General features: G+C 62.8%; 14 protein-coding genes and 7 pseudogenes. 10 read left to right on the top strand and 11 right to left on the bottom strand.

Annotated features, from left to right (window positions below; genetic code table 11):
• Positions 1 to 517 precede the first annotated feature (517 nt).
• Together OKW38_RS00625 and OKW38_RS00620 are read left to right on the top strand one after the other, a co-directional pair.
• Positions 518 to 1,394: pseudogene (locus OKW38_RS00625) on the top strand (tyrosine-type recombinase/integrase).
• Between the two features lie 23 nt (positions 1,395 to 1,417).
• A pseudogene (locus OKW38_RS00620) lies at positions 1,418 to 2,329 on the top strand (IS91 family transposase); the annotation flags it as partial.
• A 275-nt stretch (positions 2,330 to 2,604) separates the two neighbouring features.
• Here the strand turns inward: OKW38_RS00620 and OKW38_RS00615 are convergent.
• Positions 2,605 to 3,624 carry an IS110 family transposase gene (locus OKW38_RS00615; protein ID WP_429359459.1) on the bottom strand — a complete coding sequence of 340 codons (1,020 nt, stop codon included), beginning with the start codon at positions 3,622 to 3,624 and terminating at the stop codon, positions 2,605 to 2,607.
• A 113-nt stretch (positions 3,625 to 3,737) separates the two neighbouring features.
• On the opposite strand from OKW38_RS00615, the pseudogene OKW38_RS00610 reads away from it, so the two are divergent.
• Positions 3,738 to 4,001 (top strand): annotated as a pseudogene (locus OKW38_RS00610) (transposase); the annotation flags it as partial.
• 615 nt (positions 4,002 to 4,616) lie between these two features.
• Here OKW38_RS00610 and OKW38_RS00605 read toward each other — a convergent pair.
• The 7 genes from OKW38_RS00605 to OKW38_RS00575 all read right to left on the bottom strand — a co-directional run bounded on the left by OKW38_RS00605 (position 4,617) and on the right by OKW38_RS00575 (position 9,290).
• Positions 4,617 to 4,955 carry a hypothetical protein gene (locus OKW38_RS00605; protein WP_429359511.1) on the bottom strand — a complete coding sequence of 113 codons (339 nt, stop codon included), beginning with the start codon at positions 4,953 to 4,955 and terminating at the stop codon, positions 4,617 to 4,619.
• Positions 4,956 to 4,958: 3 nt separating this feature from the next.
• Positions 4,959 to 5,210, bottom strand: a complete 252-nt coding sequence (locus tag OKW38_RS00600) for a hypothetical protein (protein WP_429359510.1) — start codon at positions 5,208 to 5,210, stop codon at positions 4,959 to 4,961.
• 674 nt (positions 5,211 to 5,884) lie between these two features.
• The gene (locus OKW38_RS00595) at positions 5,885 to 6,322 is read right to left on the bottom strand and encodes a hypothetical protein (RefSeq protein WP_429359508.1); all 438 of its coding nucleotides are present in this window, start codon (positions 6,320 to 6,322) and stop codon (positions 5,885 to 5,887) included.
• Between the two features lie 285 nt (positions 6,323 to 6,607).
• Positions 6,608 to 7,693, bottom strand: coding sequence for a helix-turn-helix domain-containing protein (locus OKW38_RS00590; protein WP_429360651.1), 1,086 nt, complete (start codon positions 7,691 to 7,693; stop codon positions 6,608 to 6,610).
• Positions 7,694 to 7,809: 116 nt separating this feature from the next.
• On the bottom strand, positions 7,810 to 8,334 hold the full coding sequence (locus OKW38_RS00585) for a hypothetical protein (protein ID WP_429359507.1): 525 nt from the start codon (positions 8,332 to 8,334) through the stop codon (positions 7,810 to 7,812).
• Between the two features lie 68 nt (positions 8,335 to 8,402).
• Positions 8,403 to 8,663, bottom strand: a complete 261-nt coding sequence (locus OKW38_RS00580; RefSeq protein ID WP_429359506.1) for a hypothetical protein — start codon at positions 8,661 to 8,663, stop codon at positions 8,403 to 8,405.
• Between the two features lie 153 nt (positions 8,664 to 8,816).
• Positions 8,817 to 9,290 (bottom strand): hypothetical protein, encoded by a 474-nt coding sequence (locus tag OKW38_RS00575; protein ID WP_429359505.1) that lies wholly within the window; start codon positions 9,288 to 9,290, stop codon positions 8,817 to 8,819.
• A gap of 230 nt (positions 9,291 to 9,520) precedes the next feature.
• On the opposite strand from OKW38_RS00575, the gene OKW38_RS00570 reads away from it, so the two are divergent.
• Positions 9,521 to 9,868 carry a helix-turn-helix domain-containing protein gene (locus tag OKW38_RS00570; protein ID WP_429353571.1) on the top strand — a complete coding sequence of 116 codons (348 nt, stop codon included), beginning with the start codon at positions 9,521 to 9,523 and terminating at the stop codon, positions 9,866 to 9,868.
• Between the two features lie 197 nt (positions 9,869 to 10,065).
• Here the strand turns inward: OKW38_RS00570 and OKW38_RS00565 are convergent, their stop codons facing one another.
• Positions 10,066 to 10,311 (bottom strand): hypothetical protein, encoded by a 246-nt coding sequence (locus tag OKW38_RS00565; RefSeq protein ID WP_429359503.1) that lies wholly within the window; start codon positions 10,309 to 10,311, stop codon positions 10,066 to 10,068.
• Positions 10,312 to 10,730: 419 nt separating this feature from the next.
• Here OKW38_RS00565 and OKW38_RS00560 point away from each other — a divergent pair.
• The 3 genes and pseudogenes from OKW38_RS00560 to istA all read left to right on the top strand — a co-directional run.
• Positions 10,731 to 11,138, top strand: a pseudogene (locus OKW38_RS00560) (2OG-Fe(II) oxygenase); the annotation flags it as partial.
• 308 nt (positions 11,139 to 11,446) lie between these two features.
• Entirely contained in the window at positions 11,447 to 13,378 is a 1,932-nt protein-coding gene (locus OKW38_RS00555; RefSeq protein WP_429359501.1) for an FUSC family protein, read from the top strand.
• 65 nt (positions 13,379 to 13,443) lie between these two features.
• Positions 13,444 to 14,184: pseudogene (gene istA, locus OKW38_RS00550) on the top strand (IS21 family transposase); the annotation flags it as partial.
• Between the two features lie 1,002 nt (positions 14,185 to 15,186).
• On the opposite strand, the pseudogene OKW38_RS00545 reads toward istA, so the two are convergent.
• Positions 15,187 to 15,753, bottom strand: a pseudogene (locus OKW38_RS00545) (IS110 family transposase); the annotation flags it as partial.
• Between the two features lie 340 nt (positions 15,754 to 16,093).
• On the opposite strand from OKW38_RS00545, the pseudogene OKW38_RS00540 reads away from it, so the two are divergent.
• The 3 genes and pseudogenes from OKW38_RS00540 to OKW38_RS00530 all read left to right on the top strand — a co-directional run bounded on the left by OKW38_RS00540 (position 16,094) and on the right by OKW38_RS00530 (position 19,035).
• Positions 16,094 to 17,064 (top strand): annotated as a pseudogene (locus OKW38_RS00540) (aldehyde dehydrogenase family protein).
• 242 nt (positions 17,065 to 17,306) lie between these two features.
• On the top strand, positions 17,307 to 18,599 hold the full coding sequence (locus tag OKW38_RS00535) for an NAD(P)/FAD-dependent oxidoreductase (protein ID WP_429360649.1): 1,293 nt from the start codon (positions 17,307 to 17,309) through the stop codon (positions 18,597 to 18,599).
• Positions 18,600 to 18,630: 31 nt separating this feature from the next.
• A complete protein-coding gene (locus OKW38_RS00530; RefSeq protein WP_429359499.1) occupies positions 18,631 to 19,035 on the top strand; it encodes a DUF3331 domain-containing protein in 405 nt (134 codons plus the stop codon).
• Positions 19,036 to 19,362: 327 nt separating this feature from the next.
• Here the strand turns inward: OKW38_RS00530 and OKW38_RS00525 are convergent, their stop codons facing one another.
• Positions 19,363 to 20,337 (bottom strand): IS5 family transposase, encoded by a 975-nt coding sequence (locus OKW38_RS00525; RefSeq protein WP_429334954.1) that lies wholly within the window; start codon positions 20,335 to 20,337, stop codon positions 19,363 to 19,365.
• Positions 20,338 to 20,452 lie beyond the last annotated feature (115 nt).

The following is a 20,452-nucleotide window of genomic DNA, read 5'->3' as shown; positions in this document are numbered from 1 at the left end:
TTCGTCGGAACGTCGAATGGATGTGCGACGGAAGGGCATTTGCTGTTGAGGAAGGGGCGTAACATTGGACGCGTGAGCGCTCGAAGGTCGCCTGGGCGACGGCGTCCCCTAAGCGTTGACGAAGGGGAATTCGGGGATTCAACTCTTGGAGCATCGGTTCCGACTTCGGACATTTCTGCCGATTCCGTCGCTGGGTGTGCACACGGGATCGACTGCTTAGCCCTGGGAAACGGGCGTCCGGGCTGAGAGACGATGGATGGCGGCTCAGGGTCGGGAGTACGCGTTCGCCCGCCGCGAGTGCGACATTCACAAACCCCGGCATCCGAAAGTCGGGAATGGGACTGAGAGCTGCCTTGCAAACGCCGACAGCCGAACGTCGGCTTTGGCCGAAAGGACTAAACCGCTCGCGCGGTAGGGGGCTGCGGCCCGTCTCTGGCGGCGAATGGGAGGCCAGTGGCGCCGGCGCTTATGTTGGTGGTTGAGGCAATCCGCCTCGTCCTCCAGCAGGAGCCCCATCATGACCTCCTCCGATCCGGGCATCAGCCCGCTGCGCCGCCGTATGCTTGAGGACTTGCGGCATGCGCAAGTTCGCACCCAAGACCCAGGCCGCCTACCTGCGTGCCGTACGTCAGTTCGCCCGATACCTCGGGCGTTTACCCGATACCGCCACGGTCGAGGACCTCCGGGACTATCAGCTGCATCTGGTCGATCACGGCGCGTCGCCGGTGTCGCTGAACGCCGCGATCAGCGGTCTGAAGTTCTTCTTCGAAGTCACGCCCGGCCGGCCTGAGCTGATGGCGCGGATGCAGCCGGTATGCGTGCCTCGCACGCTCCCGGTTGTGCTCAGCCCCGAGGAGGTGCGCCGGCTCATCGCGGCAGCCGGAAACCTCAAGCATCAGACCGCGCTGTCGGTCGCCTATGGCGCCGGGCTGCGTGCGAGCGAAGTGGTCGCCCTCAGGGTCAGCGACATCGACAGCCAGCGCATGACCCTGCGCATCGAGCAGGGCAAGGGCCGCCGTGACCGCTACGCGATGCTCTCGCCGGTCCTGCTCGAACGTCTGCGCGTCTGGTGGCGCGTTGCCCGTGCCCAGGGCTGCATGCTCGATGGCGGGTGGCTCTTTCCGGGCCTCGATCCGATCGACCCGCTCAGCACGCGGCAACTGACCCGCGCCATCCATGCGGCCGCCGAGACCGCAAACATCGACAAGCGCGTATCCATGCACACGCTGAGGCATTCCTTTGCCACGCACCTGCTGGAACAGAAGGAGGATATCCGCGTGATCCAGGTGCTCCTTGGACACAGGCAGATCGAGACCACCACGCTCTATACCCAGGTTGCCACTGACCTCCTGCGCAAGGTGGTCAGTCCGCTGGACCGCCTGCCCGCCGGCTAGCCCGGCCGCACGCGGAGCACCCCGTGCTGGAGGTCGCGGATATCTTCCGCGCCTGCGGGCCGGCGTGGCGGCGCACGGTAGCGCTGAGCCTGGGGCAGCTGAAGGTCATGTCGGCCATCGAACAGTGCCGCAGTGCGGCACTCGGGGGGCATGTGCTGCGCTGCGCCGGCTGCGACCGGATCGAGGTTGCCTACAACTCCTGCCGCAACCGTCATTGCCCGAAGTGCCAGGGCAGTGCTGCGCATCGCTGGCTCCAGGCACGCCAGGCCGATCTGCTTCCGGTCGGGTACTACCATGTCGTCTTCACGCTGCCCGCGCCCATCAGTGCCATCGCCTGGTACAACAAGGCCGTCATCTACGGGCTGCTGTTCGATATCGCCGCCGAAACGCTACGCACCATTGCCGCTGATCCGAAGCACCTCGGCGCCCAGATCGGCGCGACGCTCGTGCTGCACACCTGGGGCTCGGCACTCACGCATCATCCGCACGTACACGGTATCGTCCCCGGTGGTGGGCTGTCGCCCGATGGTCAGCGGTGGATCGGATGCCGGCCCGGCTTCTTCCTGCCGGTACGTGTGCTATCGCGCCTGTTCCGCAGGCGCTTGCTCGAAGCGCTCACGGACGCGCACCGGCACGGCCACCTGCAGTTCTTCGGCCAGTACGCTGAACTTGCCGACCCAGCTGTCTTTGACGTGTGGCTTGCGCCGCTGCGTGCCTGCGAATGGGTCGTCTACGCAAAGCGTCCCTTTGCAGGACCCGAAGCAGTGCTCGCGTACCTGTCGCGCTATACGCACCGCGTCGCGATCTCCAGCCAGCGCCTGCTTGCATTCGATGAACGCGGCGTGACCTTCCGCTGGAAGGACTACCGTGCGAAGGGGCACACCCGCTACAAGACCATGACCCTCGAAGCCGGCGAGTTCATGCGCCGCTTTATATGAACGCGTCCCGTTTGCAACAGTTTTCGTGTGTTCAGACAGACAGGATGGGCTGCAGCTTTATATCCGGCCTTGTTGCAGCCAGTATTGCTGCTGCGGGCCTCTATGAAATACGCTGACTCGCACCTCATTTCCTGCGCGAGCTCGAAGCTCGACGGCGCATTCAGGTTTAGCGAGTCCCGGTCCTACCTGGTTTGTCATCACACTCGATTGCTGCGCAACCTTTCGACGTTCACCCTGTGTTAAGCGTTGATCTTCTGCTTGGCGTGAACCATTCAGGCGGGCTTCACGCTCACGTAGGCCTTCTGGTACGGCTGGTCATGGGCCAGCACGGCCCAGATCGTCCGCGCCATCTTGTTCGCCAATGCAACCACCACCACATTCTTTGGCCGCCGCCTCATCATCTGCTCGACCCACTCGCCGGGTTCTTTTGCGTGCTCTATTACGCTACGCGCGCCGTGGATCAGCAGTGTGCGCAAATAGGTATCGCCTCTCTTGCTGATCCCGTGCAGGTTCACTTTTCCGCCCGAGCCGGTCTGCTTCGGCACGATGCCAACCCATGCGGCAAACTCCCGCCCCGAACTGAATGCTTTCGGATCACCCATCATTGAGACGGCTGCCGTTGCCGTCAGCAGCCCGACGCCGCAAATTTCGCTAACCGCTTTCACCGCCTTGTCGTCCTTCTTCCACTCGCGCATCCGGCGCTCGATCTCGGCAACCTGTTCGTCCAGCTTCGCCAGTCCATTCCACCGCTCGCGAAACGTATCGATCAGCACGGCAGGCAGGCGCTCCGCGATCCGTTCGAGCACGACCGGTATCTCTTTGTTCAGCTTGTTCCGGCCCTTGCTCATGATCTCTCCATATTCCATCAGCAGTCCACGCAGGTTGTTGATCTGCATCGTGCGAAATTTGATCAGCTGCTGCCGCATACGGTGTAGCGCCAGCATCGCCTGCTGTATCTCGGTCTTCACCGCGACGGCCTTGCCGGGTTGCTGCACAGCCATCCAGATTGCACGGGCGTCTGCCGCATCGTTCTTGTTGCGGATGTTGAACGCCTTCACAAACTTCGCCGGCATCAGCTTTACCACGTGACCCATGTTCGTAAGTTGCCGGGCCCAGTGGTGCGATCCGCCGCACGCCTCCATGCCGATCAGGCACGGAGCCCGGTTCGCGAAGTACTCGAGAAACTTTGCCCGCTTGATCGGCTTGTTCACGATTTCTCCGGTTTCCTGATCGACGTAGTGGACCTGAAACACCGACTTTGCAATGTCAATCCCAACTGGCGTAAGCTTCACGACGGATCCTCCGGTTTGCCTGGAAACTTCGTATTTTCCACGTAGGCACATCGGCCTGTGAGGATCCAGCTTCCTTTGCGCTCATATACTCGGGTGGGACGCGTTCATTTCATTTCCTGCTCCATGTGCTGCCCGGTGGCTTCCATCGTATCCGTCACTACGGACTGCTCGCCAACCCGGTGCGCCGCGCCAGTCTCGCGAAGGTCCGCGAACTGCTGCACGTCGCGACCGACGTCAACACATCAGCTCACCAAACCGTCATCGAAACGCGCCCCGCCTTCATCTGCCGGCACTGCGGCGCGCCGATGATCGTCATCGATATCCTTGCGCGCACTGCACCGATCCGCGCACCACCCACGCGCCGGGGCGAGATATGAGCGCCACTGTTCCAGGACGAACAACCCGACCCTCGGCTTTGCGGCAACGCGGCCCACGAGCAGACCTTTGCGTCTGTCGCTTCGCACAGGCCCTTGCACGTCCGTTCCGCCATCACGATGGCGCCACTGCACCGCTTCGGCACAACCTCAGCCCTCAGCCGGCCTCCCGCCTGACCACGCATCCCGCAACACCGCTCGCCATCCCGGGCAATCAATCGCCATAGCCCCGAAGACTCCATTGCATCAGAGCACTCCGCGGTTTCCTCCCTTCAGGTTTATTCAACGCCTGCCCGCACGCGCCGGCGCGCACCCCGAGTCCACGGACATGGGCAGGCATCGAACAAACCTCAAGAGCGAACAAACCTCAAGAGCTGCTGCCTCTGAGGCGCCGTCATGAACGACCGGTCCATCTTGTTACCTGCGCTTGAACTCCCAACGTCGCACCGGCGGCGATGCGGTCGACAAGACTCGTTCAGCGATAAGGCTAACCTGTTCAACCGAAGGTAACGAGCCGCCTGAGTGTCGCGACGGTGAGTTCGGGATGCCCCGTGAGAAACGGCAATCCATGATCGGCAGTCTGAGCGACGCGCGGAGCCGCATGGGGCGGTAAGCCCTCTAGTCGCGCTCGTGAAATTCCCCGGGATTCATCCTGTCGACCGATACCGGCGCATTGGGTCGGGGCACGACGCCCTTCAGGGCTTGCATTGAGCCATCCGGTCCGGACGGCGGATCGACGCGAAGCCAACGCCCCAGCGTATCGCGGACACACTGCTGGCAAAGGTCAAGGCTCACATGGACGCCGTCGCCGAAAATCGAGCCAAAGCCGCCACGCCAGTCGAGCGCCATCTTTTCGTACCACTCCCCCTGGTCGTCAACGGGCGTCATGCGCCGGCCGCAGCGGTCGCATGTGCATGCCGCGACCTCCTGCACCGTCCTGTCCCGGTATTCGCGCATGACCTATCCTTTTGCCCAGTCCGACTTTTCCCAGTCCGGCGGCACCAGACCAAGCTGCTTCGCGGTGTCGACCGGCAGGCGCAACAGCACCGCGCCCGGGCCGCGCTCCATGTTGCCGAGCATCGTGACTTCAGCGGCTACACCGTCGAGCTCGAGATACACGACGTCGTCCGGCTCAAGAATCTCGGTGTAGAGATCCCAGCCGGGCTGATCACCCTCTTTCGCCTGATACCTGATGTGGTTCCTGGTACTCATGAATCCCTGTCCCTTTTGCGAGCGTTTCGCCGATGCCCTGATTGTCGGCGGCCAATCGCTGCAGATACTGGATGCGGTCCGCGGCGTCACTGACAGCCGCCTCTCATTTCACTGTTCATCATGCGATCCCGGTTGGCCAGAAAGGTTCGCGAGGTGCTCCGGCCTTATTCCTTCTTCCCGATGGAGCAGCCGATCTGAATGCGGCCATGACAGACTCGAGTCGATAACCGCAATATGCTCCAGGGAGCGCCATTGTCGCAATCTCCGATGCCCGGCGTATAGGGTGTATGGCGAGAAGCAGGTTGGCCGAGCGGCCGTGCTGCCTGACGCTTATAAAATTTACAGCGCATTCCAGAACGCCATCATCGCTCATCACTGACCGTGCACCGCACTCGGGTTCCGGAGAGCCTTTCACTATGGGACAATCGATCCCGTTGCTGCAATGGCGGTACAGGAATGGGAGCGAGAGAACGGTGCGTGAGAACTGTCAGGCATCCTGCGGGCAAAATACCCGCTCATCTTCGACGTCAACCCGACAGTCGCTGATGATCTGGATACCGTCCCAACGGCTTTCACCCTGTGGGGTTTCGAGTGCGGCGACGGCTGGTTGATCTGGTCGACATGTTGTGCGCGAGGCTGCAACTTGCTACAAAGCACGGCGCACCGCTCTGGCATCAGCGCTGGCCGTTGAGAAAGTCTAACCAGTCGTGCGCGAAAGCACAGCCGTGGTCAGGAATGCCCGAACCGGCCAGCTTCCTGTCGAAGTACGTTCTGGCCGGCTCGGGAATCTCATCCAGACGCACGTAACGGTAGCCTGCGTCATTCACGTGAACCGTCACCTGCGGTGGCGCCGGTCGCGGTGGCAGGGCTTCGCGGCCCTGATTCAGCGCAGCGGCAACACAGCGCGCCACGAGATCCCATACGCTGCCCGCCCATCTCGGATAGCCGCGCACCGTGGCCCGCTCGCCGACCTGCCCGAGCACCGCATCGTCCAGGGCCACCCTGTAGTCCGCGAGTGCGCCGCCACTCACGCGCGCGATGTCCGCCGTCGCGATGACCCGCTTTCCGTCTTCCCGTCCACCGGGCAGCAATTCAATGGTGATTCGAAGCATTCGCCTTTCCTTGTGATCTTGTCATCCGGTACCGCAGTTGCGCGGACGCGCATCGGGTCGAGGTCCCGAACCTGCGCCGCGATCGCCTGCGCCCCAGCAAATCAGGCCGTCCCGGTGGCTCCGCCCGGACAGCAGAACGCTCCGTCAGAACTTCCAGTAGCCGTCGCGTGGAAGCCCCTGCTGCGCCACGCAGGCGTTCTCGCTTTCGATGGCTTGCGCGTTCTCCTTCCGCGATACCCCGCCCTGCCGCCCGGGCGCGACGCGGGCTACGCCCCCTTGCGCCGCTTACGACCTGTCGAGGCGATGTTCCATCGCAATACAGACGACGTCCGCGGCCAGCGAAGGGTTCGCCGCTTTCACCGGCCTGCGGGTGCCGGCCACCGCCTTGCCAGGATCCGCACCGGTGATCCGCCGGGACAGTATTTCGCCGGCGAATGCCGCAGCGTGCTCCATGGACAGCGAAGGCCCCAGCAGGTCACGCATGCGACCATCGGCAACGGCGGTCGTGAACGAAAAGCCCGCCGCGCCCACCGCCAGCATGGCATCCAGCACCGCAATCCTGAAGGCGAACCCGGCCGCGCGCGCGACCATGCGCGCGACGGTCTGGCGTGCGTGCGACGGATCGATCCCGTATGAGACGGCCACGTCGACCAGTGGCCAGCGATGCGCGCCCACCCCATAGCGGTGGGCCAGCAGGTCGGCATCGCGCGCGGCCTTTGCATCGAGCGGCTGCTCCGGTTGGAGCAGGTTGCGTCCGCGGGTGGCGAGGCACGCCGCGACGCGATGGATGGCAGGCTCGAGCGTTTCCGTGCCGATCGTCACGCGCCAGCGGCCATCGCCTACCCCGGGATGCGACGCCGGCGGCGCCAGCAGGTGCCCGGGCGCGAGCAGCAGGGCGCGCTCCCAGCCGCGAAGGCGCGCCACGGTGAGCGCCTTCGGAAACGTCCCCTGTTCCCACCGCAACAGCGTGGAATCGGACACGTGACAGGCGCGCGCCACCTCCGCAACGCACAGGCCCAGTTCACTGCGCAGCCGCCGCGCGTGAGGGCCGATCTCGCGGCACCGGGCGGCGGGGATCCGTGACTGAAGATCGCCGTCTGCGCGGGCGACGGCATCCGCTGCATTGAACACGGGGTCCGGCAACGGTTGCGTTTCAGGATCGGGCAGCCATCCCGGCGGCACCTGCAGGGCCGCCTCCAGCGCGTTCACGGTGGCGGCTGCGACGGTGTGCGGCCACCGTCCCTTCTCCCAGCGCTGCAGGGTCACTCTCGCCACCCCCGCCCTGACCGCGAGATCGCGTTGTGTCATCCCTGACGCCTTGCGTCGGTCCCGCAGGCGCTGGGCTATCCGCGGCACCTCGGATCGTGGCATCCACTCACGCGACCCGGCCATCCTGATCCCCTTCATGAGGCTGTTTCTGTCTGAGCGAAGAAATGCGTCCACCCGTCCGGAAACCGGACGAGGGCCCGGCCGGCAGCCGCCCGGCTTCAACCGGTGCACGCATAGGCATTGGCGCGCGCGTCATGCAGCGCATGGTGCTCGCCGCCATGGCGCGCGTAGTAGGCGGCGCGTCGCTCCGGGTTGCGCGTGCCTGCGATGTTCTCGAGCCGCCAGCCACGCGGCAGCGGGCCGCCCAGCAGGAACCGCAACAGGGCCAGGTCCGTCTCGTAGTCGTAGCACAGCACCGGCCCGGAGTCGCCCGGCACCGCCACGAGCCATGCGCGCAGTGCCTCGCGCAGCGCTGCAAACGGCATCGCGCGCCCCTCGGACTGGCCGAGCTGCGGCAGTACCACGGCGCGGACAAAGTCGCTGCACAGCGCCGGATCGAAATCGGTCCGCTCGCCGTAGAACTCGTACCCGTTCTCGCCCACGAGGGCGAGACTGAGCAGCTGGCACTGCCGGAAGTCGGTGAATTCCGTGTCGAGGAAATACCGGTTGTTCCAGCCGGCCTGTGGCTCGGGTTCAGCCGGCAGTGGCCAGCGCATTGCGCCGTGAAAGTGTGTATCCGTCATGTCCGCTACTTCGTCATTTTGCCGTCGGCTCGCCCCGTGTCATCCAGCGCGACCCCGCCCGAGGCTGATCAGGGTTTGTCGCCGTCTTCCCTGCGCGCGTCTAACCCAGCCCGCACCTCCGGCACCGACACCATGCGGTGTTCGCGCGCGCCGCGGATCCGCCGCAGCGGCCCGGCGAGCACCGTCACGTGGGTGGGAAACGGGATCGGGACGGCCTCGGTCGCCCCGGTCACGTCGTCGCGGGTCGCACGCACGAAGCGCCGTAGCCGCGCGCGCAGCGTTTCGGAGGTCTCGTCTGGAAGCGCTATCGCCCGCCTGCGTCTGCTCATACCGATCCCTTTCTGAAGCCGCAGCCGATGCGCCGGTGGTGCGCTGGCCGCGATAAGTAGCGGATTATCACGGCCAGCCTTCGTCCGGCCGGTGCATCGCGGTGATAGTCGTACCCGGCCCCACGTCCGGACGGCGTCCACTGCGAGCCAAGGTCAGCGACCAGCAGCGGCTGGTGCCTTCGCGCGCCAGAGCCGCCTGCCGCGCGCCGGACGCGTCGCCAGGGCAACCGGCACGGAGAACGTGCGCCCCGCCGCGGTCGTGAACCGGGTCACCGTCACCAGCCGCTCGCCCTGGCTGTACTGTTCGGGCTCGGTGACTCCCACCCGGATCTCGCTCAGCGGATCGAGCCTCCACCGGTCGACCTCGCGCGCGAATTTTGTGCTCAGCACGGCGGCGCCACGGAGAACGACATCCCCGCCGACAAACTGCTCCAAGTGCGGCGCCGTTGTGGACAAATCGAGCATCACGATCGTGGGGACCACCCGCGAGCGTGGCGGCGACACCCGCAGGATCAGCACGTCCCGCGGAATCAGCTGCTCGATCGCCGCCCACGCGGTCGCGCCTTCGGACTCGCCGAACGGCAGCGCGTACGGCGGCAAACGGTTTCTTTCACTCGTCACAAACATACTGCCAACTACCTCATTGTTTTCTCTATCAACTAGCCGCCCTGTGGCCGCGCCAGCCTCCCGAAGAGGATCAAACACCCTCCCGCGAACAAATCACTACCACGAAAAATCCGCCAAACCCAGACTGCATATAGGTTTCAGCCTGATATTTCCCGTTTTATTCCCAGTGTACTGGGAAGACAAATTATAGCGCCAACTGGAGAGTGCTCCCATTTCACTGGGAGAAAAATTTGGAGTTGGCCGAAGTCTTCGGGGCGGTCCTGCGCGAGCACCGTATCCGCGCCGAGCTAACACAGGAGCAGTTCGCTTTTGAAGCGGATATACGGCGCAATTACGTCAGCATGCTGGAACTTGGCCAGCACCAGCCAACTCTGACTATGCTGTTCGCGCTTGCTGCCGCTTTGAAATGCTCTCCCAGTGAACTTCTCGCCGAAGTCGAACGGAAGCTCAGAAAATCTCGTCGCTCGACCAAGAAAGCGCCGAATGCGGTCAAAAGGCGCGTGACAACTGCCACCGACCATTCGCGTGACAGCGAGGCGACCGATCGCTCACACCGGCGGTCCCGGCGCAGCAGCTAAACCAGCATCCCTGCTCTCCAAGTGAAGGACAGGATTTCGCGGCCTCAGAGCGGGGACGAGGTTCATCCGATTAGCCTGCACGCTAGCGAGTCCACTTGCCTCCACTTCTTGGCGCCCGTGCCGCTCGTCACATCTGCCAAGAAGTGAAGAGGCTGCAGCGTCAGATCTCGTTCAATATCGTCGACCCGCTGGGCCAGTTAACGATCGTGGGCATAGAGCCGGTGGATCAGTTGGACTAGCTTCGGCGGCCGATCGTGCATCGCGAGAACGTCGGCCAACCAGCATAGCGTGGCCCTCGCCAGGGGAACGACGGCGCCGAATTCGGGCAGGCTGGTGTGGGGCCGGTTGATGGTGGCCGAGCGTTCGGTGATCAGCCCTTCGCGGGCTCCGCACAATGCCGCCTGAAGCTGTTCTGCTTCTGTCTGTGGTTCAATGAAGCGCATCGCGGGACGCGAGGCCGTCTGGCAAATCGCCTCCGCGTCAATGTAAACGTTCCTGTTGCTAAATGGTGGACCGGGCGATGCACGACGCGAAGGAGCACAGCCGGGCGAAACGCTTGCCATCGATGCCGGGTGAGCTTGCCGCGTGACGCAGACGCAAGGTACCACGGTCGCTAGAAAAGCTTGAACGTACGTTTAGACATCCTGATTAATTAAAAATTCGATCATTTCTTTTATGTCAAATGACGACGCGCAATGAGGGGTATTCGTCCTTCCCGTGCAAAATCTGGCGGTAGTCTCCCGGAGAGTCGCGCCCAGTAAGGCTTGCCGTTTCCGCGTCCGTTACGCCCAGCTGGATCTAGCAAACTATTGAAAAGTCACTGCTTTTCGGAGCGAAGCGCCAGATTTTGCACGAAAGGTACGACTACCCCTATCCGGCCGCGCATGCGGAATTTATCGAGCGCTGCCACGCTGCCGGCCAGACGCGCCCCACGCCCTTGATCCTTCAGTACGCCACCGACGACTACAACTGCCTGCATCAGGATCTCTACGGCGAACACGTGTTCCCGCTCCAAGTCGCGATTCTGCTCTCCGAGCCGGGCGAGGATTTTACCGGCGGCGAATTCGTGATGACGGAGCAGCGTCCGCGCATGCAGTCGCGTACGGAAGTGGTGCCGCTCGGCAAGGGCGACGCGGTGGTGTTTGCGGTACATCATCGTCCGGTGCAAGGCACGCGCGGCCCATACCGGGTGAACTTGCGGCATGGTGTGAGCCGTCTGCGGTCCGGCCAGCGGCATACGCTCGGGGTGATTTTCCACGACGCGGCCTGACGGGAGCGCGGCGCGGCTCAGCGCGACGCAGCGCAGCCCTGCTGCGCCGCGGCAAAAAATAGGCGATCGTAATTTTGACCAAGTATCATCCGGGAAAACCCGAACCCGCCGAACACGCTGCCCCACCCTTTGCAGCGAGTCCGGCGCGTCTGTTCGAGTGTTATCGCCCGTCGTCGGATGGGACGCTCAGCCGGTGATCCCGGCATGGCGGCCCAGTTCGGCGATACGAAGGCGGCGGGCCCGCGCGCCCGCCCTGTCGCAATCGGCCAAAAGCCGGTCGCGGCCATTTAGCCTGGATATCATCGATCATGATTGCTGCCGCGTTTTCGCGCGTCACCGACCGTCTGCTGGCTGCGGACCCGGGGCTCGTACGTCTCCATACCGCGCTGCGCGTTGCGCTTGCCTGCCTGCTAACCGGCGTGGCCAGCGTCGCGTGGACCGTCTTTCAGCGCCAACCCATTACGCTCGCCGCGCCCGGCATCCTCTTCGCGATGGTCGCGCCGCTGTTCGTGCGCGACGTGCGGCGGCCCGCGTGGTTCGGCACGCTCTTGCGCCTCTATCTCTGCGCCTGTGCGTGCTTCGCCGCGGCGAGCATGTTGGCCCGCTGTCCGCTGGCTGGAGACGCCGGCTTTCTCGTCGTGATGTTCGTCGGCATGCTGTGCCAGGCGTGCGGTCCGCGCGCACTCGGCGGCGCGATCCTGGGCGTGGTGTGCTTCTACCTTGGGCTATATCTGCATCCTTCCGCGATGCATCTCGTGCAGTCGCTCTTGCTGTCCGCGTTCGGCCCGTTGATGGTTGCACTGGTCGGCCGCGTGATCGTGCCGACGCGAATCGCAGCCAGCTTCAGGCTTGCCGTTCATACGGTGACGCTGCGCGCGGCGCGTGTGCTGCATGCTCCGGGTGCGGCGCACCTCTCTGCGTTGAACGAAGCCGCGCTTTCGCTCGAAGAGCAACTGGCGTTGCTGAATCCGCCCGATGCCGAGACGATTCGTGAGCGGATCGTTGAAGTAGAAGTGGCGGCTGGGCAGTATGCGTTTGCGCGTGAGCCTGCTGACGGCAGCACACGAGCCGGCGCGGATGTATTGCATCACGCGATTGCACGGCTCAGGGAGATGGCGCATCGACGCACTGCGCGGCGGCCTTCTTTTGCGTCTGTCGGCGGGGTTGTGCCGCTATCGGCGGCGCAGCGCCTCGCCGACCTGCGCACCAAACTCTGCTGGCTACCCGCCACGCGCGCCACGACTGCCGCGTTTCTCGCGATGCTGATCGGCCACTCGCTTTCTCCAGAGCGCTGGTTCTGGGCCGTCATCACGACGTTCGTCGTGTTTCTCGGCACGCGCTCGCGCGCCGATACGGTCTATCGCGGCGCGCAGCGTCTGGCAGGTACGTTGGCCGGCGCGCTCGTCAGCGTGTTGCTGGTCGCGCCGCTGCACGACTCGCCGGTGTTACTGGTGGCCGCGATGGTGTTGTGCGTGTTCGGCTGGGCGTACTACATCCTGAGCGCGTATGCGCCTGGCGTATTTTTCATCACCGTGCTCGTCGGGCTGGTTTATGGCGAATTGGGTTTCGCGGTGACGCCGTTGGTCGAATTGCGGATCGAAGAAGTGCTGGTGGGTTGTCTCGTGTCATTTGCCGTGGCGATCTTGATGATGCCGCTGGCGGCGACTCGGCATGTCGAGACGAGACTTGGCGCTGTGCTCAGTGCGTTGCGCGAGGTGGTGCGGCTCGCCGGGTCGAGTGGACAAGTGTCCGGAGCGATTCCGGCCATGCGCAGACTCGATCGCAGTTGGCACGATCTGCGGATCGCGCTGAGCCCGCTGCAGACGCAACGCGTGGTGGTGTGGAATCCCGCTGTCGAACTGGCTACCGGTTCGCTACTGTGTTGTCTGCACTGGGCGCGGGTGTTGAGTGATCCTGCGCGAAGCGGCGGGTTTTCAGAAGAAGTAGCGCTCAATGCGGCGAAGGTAGGCGCTGCTCATGTCGAATCGATCGTTGCACGGCTTGATTCGTTGGTTGCGCGGTACAGCGGTGGGGTGGCGAGATCTGCGCATGGTGGATTCGGTGAGCGTGTGCCGGCGGTAGTGGCCGTTGATTTCGATCCGGCTAAGGCGCCGGCTCTCGTTCAGCTCGATGGCGCCGTCGCGCAGTTGTTTGATCGGTTGACGCAGCCGGTTTCGGAAACCCGGAGGGTGTTTACGCCGACCGAAAATTCAGCCACTTGTAGGGATCGCGCCGACTGAAAACTGAGCCGGGCAATCAACCTATCCTGCTAGTTTTTCTGGCAGGGTGTTTGGGGATGATCCCGATGACGATGATTGGCAAGGTGCGGCGGATGTTCCACCGCCAGAACAAGTCAGTACGCGAGATAGCGCGTCTCACAAGCCTGTCGCGCAACACGATAAGTAAATATCTGAACATGGAGGTTCTGGAGGAGCCCAAGTACCGGCGGCGCTCCCAGCCGACCCGGTTGACGCCGTTTCATGAGGTGCTGGTGCAGGCGCTCAGTGTCGACGCGCGGCGGCCAAAGAAGGAGCGGCGCACCGCCTGGATGCTGTTCCAGGAGATCAAGGCCGGCGGCTACGACGGCTGTTACTCGCGGGTTACCGATTTCATCCGCGCATGGCGGGAAGGCGAAGGCAAAGCGGTTTCGAAGTCGGCGTTTGTGCCACTGCACTTCGAGCTGGGCGAGGCGTTCCAGTTTGACTGGTCCGAGGAAGGACTGGTTGTCGGCGGCATTTACCGCAAGCTGCAGGTGTCGCACATGAAGCTGTGTGCGTCGCGGGCGTTCTGGCTGGTTGCTTATCCGAGCCAGGGGCACGAGATGCTGTTCGATGCCCATACGCGCTCGTTCGCGGCCTTCGGCGGGGTGGCCCGAAGGGGCATCTACGACAATATGAAAACGGCCGTAGACAAGGTTCACAAGGGCAAGGGTCGCACGGTCAATCCGCGTTTCGCAGTGATGTGTTCGCACTACCTGTTCGATCCGGACTTCTGCAACGTCGCCAGTGGCTGGGAGAAAGGCGTCGTCGAGAAGAACGTGCAGGACGGGGTAGTCGTACCTTTCGTGCAAAATCTGGCGCTTCGCTCCGAAAAGCAGTGACTTTTCAATAGTTTGCTAGATCCAGCTGGGCGTAACGGACGCGGAAACGGCAAGCCTTACTGGGCGCGACTCTCCGGGAGACTACCGCCAGATTTTGCACGGGAAGGACGAATACCCCGATTCGGAAGAACACAGAACTCGATGCTTCGACCACCGCCGTGATTCGGCCACTTAAAAACGAACATCATTAGTTGCCGGGAGCTCCTCAACGCTGCTTGCCACGAAGCCGCTCACAAAATGATTCACGGACGTTTTTTGGTGGCGTGGCGACGCGATCGTGCGGTCGCCCCTGTCCGCAGGAGATGCGAACGAGTTTTGTTCGCCGATATTTCGTTCATATCGTTGCGTTGTCAGTTCTCGAACCATGTGTGCGATGACCCCAAGTCGACCGGCTCGACCGACCGGACATTCAGCCCATAGCATCGCGCTTCGTATCCATCACAGAGCAAGGCTAATTCCTGTTGATCAACGTACGTGTCGCCTCAACAATTTAGTGATCTCGCTACACCGGCGCAGGGATTTGTCCTGCGGGTAGTACTCGAATCCCCATGGTGTCCGAGCAGTCGCGTTGCCGCATATAGGGCATTGCTCGTCCCACCGCCGCCCGACTCATCAATAGTCTCTGCAACAAACAACTGGTTGAACGTCAACCGGGCACATCGGAAGGCAGAGGGTGGTATGCCCGTCCGACTGAGGCGGGCAAAGCCCTTGACAGGCCGATCAATGCTGCGCGCTCGGAGATCGCTAGAGCGATGCGTGCGGAGCTTGGAGTGGAGATGCTCGAATCCGCTGTCGCCAGCATGGAGCGCTCGGAGGTTGCTTTCGGAGAAGCAAATTTTCACATCGGTAAATTGTTTTCTCTCTATCTGTCGAAGATTGGATGAATCAACACCGATCACGCGCCAGCATGTTCGAAGGGGAGGCGCGACGTCGTTAAAGTCTCTTCGGGTCGCGTTCGCCGGCCACGATCGCGCGGATGATCGCCTGTCCGGTCGTACCGATCACGTCCGTGAGTACCTCGGTGAGCTGGAGGTTCATCTGCAGCAGTGCCTTCTGCATGCGCTGCACCCAGCTACCTTGTTCGGTGAGCAGCAGCTCGCGCTGCCGCACCACCGCGCGCACCACGCAGACCTCGCCAGCGGGGCGCCAGGCCGCACGCAGCAGTCCGAGACTCATGAGCTTCTGCGGCCACTGGCAGTCCTGTACGTCGCTCTTGCGCCCCGGCACGTACTTCATCTGCCGCGCATCGACGAGCCAGACTGTCAGCCCGCGCTGCTCGAGCACCTCATACACCGGGATCCAGTAGACGCCGGTGGATTCCAGCGCCACGGTATCGACGCCGCACGCGAGCAGCCAGTCGGCCATCGCGTGCAGGTCACCGGTCATCGTGCCGACCTCGCGCACCGGCTGGTCGTCGGCCGTCCGGGGGACTGCCACCCAGTGGCTGGACGCGCCCACATCGATCCCGGCGGCGTTCGGATACACCTCATCGTCTTCCCGCTTGCGCATGGCCATGACCTGCTCCTGGCTGGTTGGTTCAGGGCAGCACCAGGGGGAAGCGTCTGAATCGACTCGATCTCTCAAACGGGATGCAGCTCGCGCCGCTCACCAATGTCACCGACGATTCCCGGACCATGCTATGTACCGGGCTCGCCACACGGCGTCCGGGGACGTCGCATGCGCGCACCAGTGATCTTCCGGTCATCACGGCGCTGCCGCCTGTGTTATAGCCCATCATCGTTTCTTCCGGAACACCGGGGACGATTGGCGGCCTTGCGAAGCTATGAAGCATCCAGGTCGTCGACTGGCTAACGCCTAAAATCGGCGTACCGAGGTTTGCTCACGGGAGAGCATCATGCGTACAGATCAGGGATACACGCGTACTGAGGAACCGGCGCTGGCGGTGTCGCTCGAACTCGCGCGGCGAAGTGGAAGGTAGCGTTGCACGACGGGCAGCGGGAGCAGCCGGCGGTGTACACCGTAGCTCAACCGCAAGCCCCCGCGCGCCTACAGGCCGTGCTGGAAGTGCTGCACGATGCGCGCGTGCGCAAGATTACCTTCACCGGCTCGACGCCGGTCGGCAAGTATCTCGCGCGGGAATCCGCTGAGACACTGAAGAAACCCTCGCTGGAACTGGGGGGCAACGCGCCCTTCCTCGTGTTCGACGACGCCGACCTCGACGCCGCCGTCACCGGCACGCTGGCCGCGAAATTCCGCAACGGAGGCCAGACCTGCGTGTGCCCGAATCGCGTCTATGTACAGACAGGCGTGTATGAGCGCTTCGGCGCCATGCTGGCCGAGCGGGTCGGCGCATTGAAGGTGGCGCCCGCCACGGACCCCGCCGCGCAGATCGGCCCGATGATCAACAACCGCGCGCTCGACAAGATCGCCCGCCACGTGGACGACGCCATCTTGCACGGCGCGCGCGTGCTGACCGGCGGCAAGCATCTCAAGGAGCTTGGCCCGCACTACTATGCGCCGACCGTGCTCGCCGACGCCACCGCCGAAATGCAGCTGAACAGCGAGGAAACCTTCGGTCCGATCGTGCCGCTGTTCCGTTTCGACAACGAAGCCGAACCCGTTGCCGCTGCGAACGACACGCCGTTTGGGCTCGCCGCGTATTTCTACAGCGAGAACGTCAAGCGCATCGACCGCGTGTCGCGCGCGCTCGAAGCCGGGATCGTCGGCATCAACGAAGGCGCGGTCTCGAGCGAGGCGGCACCATTCGGCGTCGTCAAGGAATCGGGCTACGGACGCGAAGGCTCGAAGTACGGCCTGGACGACTACCTGTCGATCAAATACCTCTGCCACGGCAATCTCGAATGAGCGCAGACACGAGCATGGACGCCTATCCGATCGAAGTCGAGTTTCCCGATATCTCGGTGTATGCGCAACGTGGCCAGCGCGGCGACGCCCCGTGACTGGCCTACGATTTTTAATGTCGTGACCTTATCATACCTGAACCGTACAGTTTATCTGTGTTGACACGGGCGACCTAGATAACTAGACTGAGCAGTATTGCAAAAGACGTAAGGGAGCAGGAGATCATGCAAGAGAAATATTTGACAATGCGCCAGACGACCCGGATCGTTATCGTCGGCGGTGGCATCGCTGGACTTCTGCTCGCGACCAGGCTGGGCAACACGCTTGGCCGCAGCGGCCGCGCTCAGGTCACGTTGATCGATAAAAGTGCAACCCATATCTGGAAGCCCATGCTGCACACCATCGCGGCAGGCACTCGCGATGTCCAGCAACAGCAGGTCATCTATCTCGCCCACGCCCGCGACCACGGCTTCAACTATCAGCCAGGCGAAATGGAAGGCCTGGACCGCAATGCGCGCGTCGTGAAGCTGGCTGCGCTGCGTTCGCCGTCGGGGAAGGTCGTAATCGGGCCGCGCGCGGTCGAATACGATGTGCTGATTCTTGCGTTAGGCAGTCGCGCCAACGACTTCGGCACACCCGGTGTACTTGATCATTGCCATTTCATTGACAGCCAGGCACAGGCTGAAGTCTTCAACGAAGCATTGCGAATCCGCATATTCCAGAGCGTTGTGACGAATAGCCCGTTGCGCGTGTCTATCGTCGGCGCCGGAGCGACCGGCGTCGAACTGGCAGCGGAATTGAGCCGCTTACTCGAAGTGGCGTCGAGTTACGGCGACCCCGGCATCCGCTCACGTCTGAACCTCACCCTTTATGAAAGCGCACCGCGCGTACTGGCGGCATTTCCGCCGGCGGTGTCGGAGTCCAGCGAGGCACAGTTACGGCATATCGGCTTCTCGGTACGAACGGGCACGCGAGTGACCGCCGCCGAATCCGATGGATTCCGGTTGGCCGACGGCAGCAAGCAACCGGCGGATTTGATGGTATGGGCGGCGGGCGTCAAGGCTTCTGATTTTTTAAGCAAACTGGATGGCATAGATAGCAATCGTTCCAACCAGATCATCGTCAGGCCAACCCTGCAGGCGCAGGGTGACGACGCACTATTCGCCCTCGGCGACTGCTCGACGTTGACGCTCGCCGGCAATGAACGTCCTCTCGCACCCACGGCGCAAGTCGCCACGCAACAGGCACAACACCTTGCAAAGCACTTGCCGGACTGGCTCGGCGGTGGTTCATTGCCCGACTTTGCATTTCACGACTTCGGCGCGCTCGTGTCGCTGAGCGACTACAACGCTTTTGGGACACTCGGGCAGTTCGGATTTTTCCGCGGCGGGTTTATCAAGGGCCGATTCGCGCAGCTCAGTCACGCCATGCTCTATCGACAACATCAGCAGGCTTTGCACGGTTTCGGCAAGGCCATGATGCTGTGGACTGCCGAGCGGATTAACGGCTTCGTGCAGCCGAAGATACGGCTGAGCTGAACGCCACCTCACTTTTGACGGGAGTACTGCCATGGATCAATGCGTGACGGCCGACACTGCATGGCAGCGCACAGTGGGCCAACTCGATTGGGGATGCGCGCAACAATTGGCGGCTCGGGTCAGGCATATAGTCGATTCGCGTGGATCGAGCCGTCTGCCGGTCAAGAATGGCGACCTTGCGATCGCGCTGCTCGATCGACCCGGTCCACGAACGGCCACGGTATCGTGGAGCGACCCTCGAGGTTGCAGGTACGGCGAACAGCTTTGGCGCCTTGCTACAGCGAATCGATCGGGTATATGCGCTTTGAGCGGACAAGGCATCGCCGCAGGCGATGTAATCTACCGCCCCGCAAAGGTCGAGCCGCCTCCCGCAAACGCGGCTGCCATGATGCTCGCAACGTTGGTCGAGCTCGCCTTTACCGATCCATCTTGTTAGTTTTCGCGGGCATGTTTCGCTGTTGATCCTCCCCGGATCAACACTGCGCGACAGCGCAGTTGCTGCCCGCGATCGATCAGTCAACCTGTATCCTCGAGTCACATACAGGACGTCGCCGATGCGCGCGAATATCGCTTAACAGGTGTGCGAGGGACGTTTGCAAAACTTGCGCGAACGACTCGAAGCGTTTAGGGCAACGCTGAACAAGCCGCCGCGAATCTCGATTTCAAAATGATTCGAGGTCTGATCACCGTGAGCGGAGCTTTGACCTCTGGTTTTCGGCCCTTTCAGGCCATTTGCACGGGCCTTTGGCCCGCTTTTCGCCCACTACGGGCGCACCTGTGCCATCAATCGTCGGCGCGACAGATAGACGTTGGCGAGGGCCAGCGCTACAAAAGCACGGTTGGCGTTCTTTGCCAGCCCGCGATAGCGCACTTTGGTGAAACCCCAGAGGCGCTTGACTACTGCGAATACATGTTCGACCCTGGCCCTGATCTTCGACTTGTTGCGATTCTTGCCGCGCGCTACCTCGTCGACTTCGCCCGCACGGCGCGTGCGCTGATTGGTGAAGTCGCGTGCCTTGGGCGCTTTGCCACGAATCAGCGCTTTCTGGCTCGCGTAGGCGCTATCACCGTAGACGCGTTGCTCCTGCCCGTGCAGCAATTGCGGCAGGGGATGCTTGTCGTGCACGTTGGCGGCAGTGACCACCGCACTATGGGCCAGGCCGCTTTGGCTATCGACGCCGATATGCAGCTTCGCGCCGAAATACCACTGCTGGCCTTTGCGCGTCTGATGCATCTCCGGATCGCGCGCCTTCTGCTCATTCTTCGTCGAGCTCGGCGCAGAGATGAGCGTTGCATCCACGATGGTGCCGCTGCTGAGCTTCATCCCGCTGGCTTGCAGCACGCGCCCCACCTCGGCAAAGAGTCGTTCACCCAGTTTGTTCGTCTCAAGCAGTCGCCGGAATTTGAGCAACGTTGTTGCGTCGGGCACGGCTTCGCAGCCCAGATCAATTCCCACGAAGCGACGCAGGCTGGTGCTGTCGTAAAGCGCCTCTTCGCAGGCGAAGTCGGCCAGATTGAACCAGTGCTGGATAAAGTGAATCCGCAGCATGCGCTCCAGGCCAATGGGCGGGCGGCCGTTGCCCCGTTTCGGGTAAAACGGCTCGACCACCGCGCCCAGTTCCGCCCACGGCATGATCGAATTCATCGTGTCGAGAAACTCGTCGCGACGCGTGCGTTTGCGTCGGGTCTCGAATCCTGCACCTTGATCTGCGGCCAGCGCGAGCGTTTGTTGCTTCATCGTGTTTTGCGTTTGTCGTTTCCTGTGCGCTCTATAACGCTTGAGGCGCACGATCGGTGGACTTAATCAGCGAATGAAAGGGACTTCCCCGTCCCGCGGCTGCGGTGGAAGCCGT

It is taken from the genome of Paraburkholderia sp. MM5496-R1 (genome assembly GCF_050436205.1).
In the GTDB taxonomy this organism is placed as follows: Bacteria; Pseudomonadota; Gammaproteobacteria; order Burkholderiales; family Burkholderiaceae; genus Paraburkholderia; species Paraburkholderia tuberum.
Note: the sequence above shows the minus strand (reverse complement) of the source record. Positions and strands in the feature narration are given on the sequence as shown.

Excerpts from the sequence above, each read along its gene's own strand:
- OKW38_RS00535 (WP_429360649.1), top strand. The coding sequence starts at position 17,307 with ATGCGCCAGACGACCCGGATCGTTATCGTCGGCGGTGGCATCGCTGGA.
- OKW38_RS00555 (WP_429359501.1), top strand. The coding sequence starts at position 11,447 with ATGATTGCTGCCGCGTTTTCGCGCGTCACCGACCGTCTGCTGGCTGCG.
- OKW38_RS00580 (WP_429359506.1), bottom strand. The coding sequence starts at position 8,663 with ATGAGCAGACGCAGGCGGGCGATAGCGCTTCCAGACGAGACCTCCGAA.
- OKW38_RS00565 (WP_429359503.1), bottom strand. The coding sequence starts at position 10,311 with ATGCGCTTCATTGAACCACAGACAGAAGCAGAACAGCTTCAGGCGGCA.
- OKW38_RS00530 (WP_429359499.1), top strand. The coding sequence starts at position 18,631 with ATGGATCAATGCGTGACGGCCGACACTGCATGGCAGCGCACAGTGGGC.
- OKW38_RS00585 (WP_429359507.1), bottom strand. The coding sequence starts at position 8,334 with ATGACGGATACACACTTTCACGGCGCAATGCGCTGGCCACTGCCGGCT.
- OKW38_RS00600 (WP_429359510.1), bottom strand. The coding sequence starts at position 5,210 with ATGAGTACCAGGAACCACATCAGGTATCAGGCGAAAGAGGGTGATCAG.
- OKW38_RS00595 (WP_429359508.1), bottom strand. The coding sequence starts at position 6,322 with ATGCTTCGAATCACCATTGAATTGCTGCCCGGTGGACGGGAAGACGGA.
- OKW38_RS00525 (WP_429334954.1), bottom strand. The coding sequence starts at position 20,337 with ATGAAGCAACAAACGCTCGCGCTGGCCGCAGATCAAGGTGCAGGATTC.
- OKW38_RS00605 (WP_429359511.1), bottom strand. The coding sequence starts at position 4,955 with ATGCGCGAATACCGGGACAGGACGGTGCAGGAGGTCGCGGCATGCACA.
- OKW38_RS00590 (WP_429360651.1), bottom strand. The coding sequence starts at position 7,693 with ATGCCACGATCCGAGGTGCCGCGGATAGCCCAGCGCCTGCGGGACCGA.
- OKW38_RS00575 (WP_429359505.1), bottom strand. The coding sequence starts at position 9,290 with ATGTTTGTGACGAGTGAAAGAAACCGTTTGCCGCCGTACGCGCTGCCG.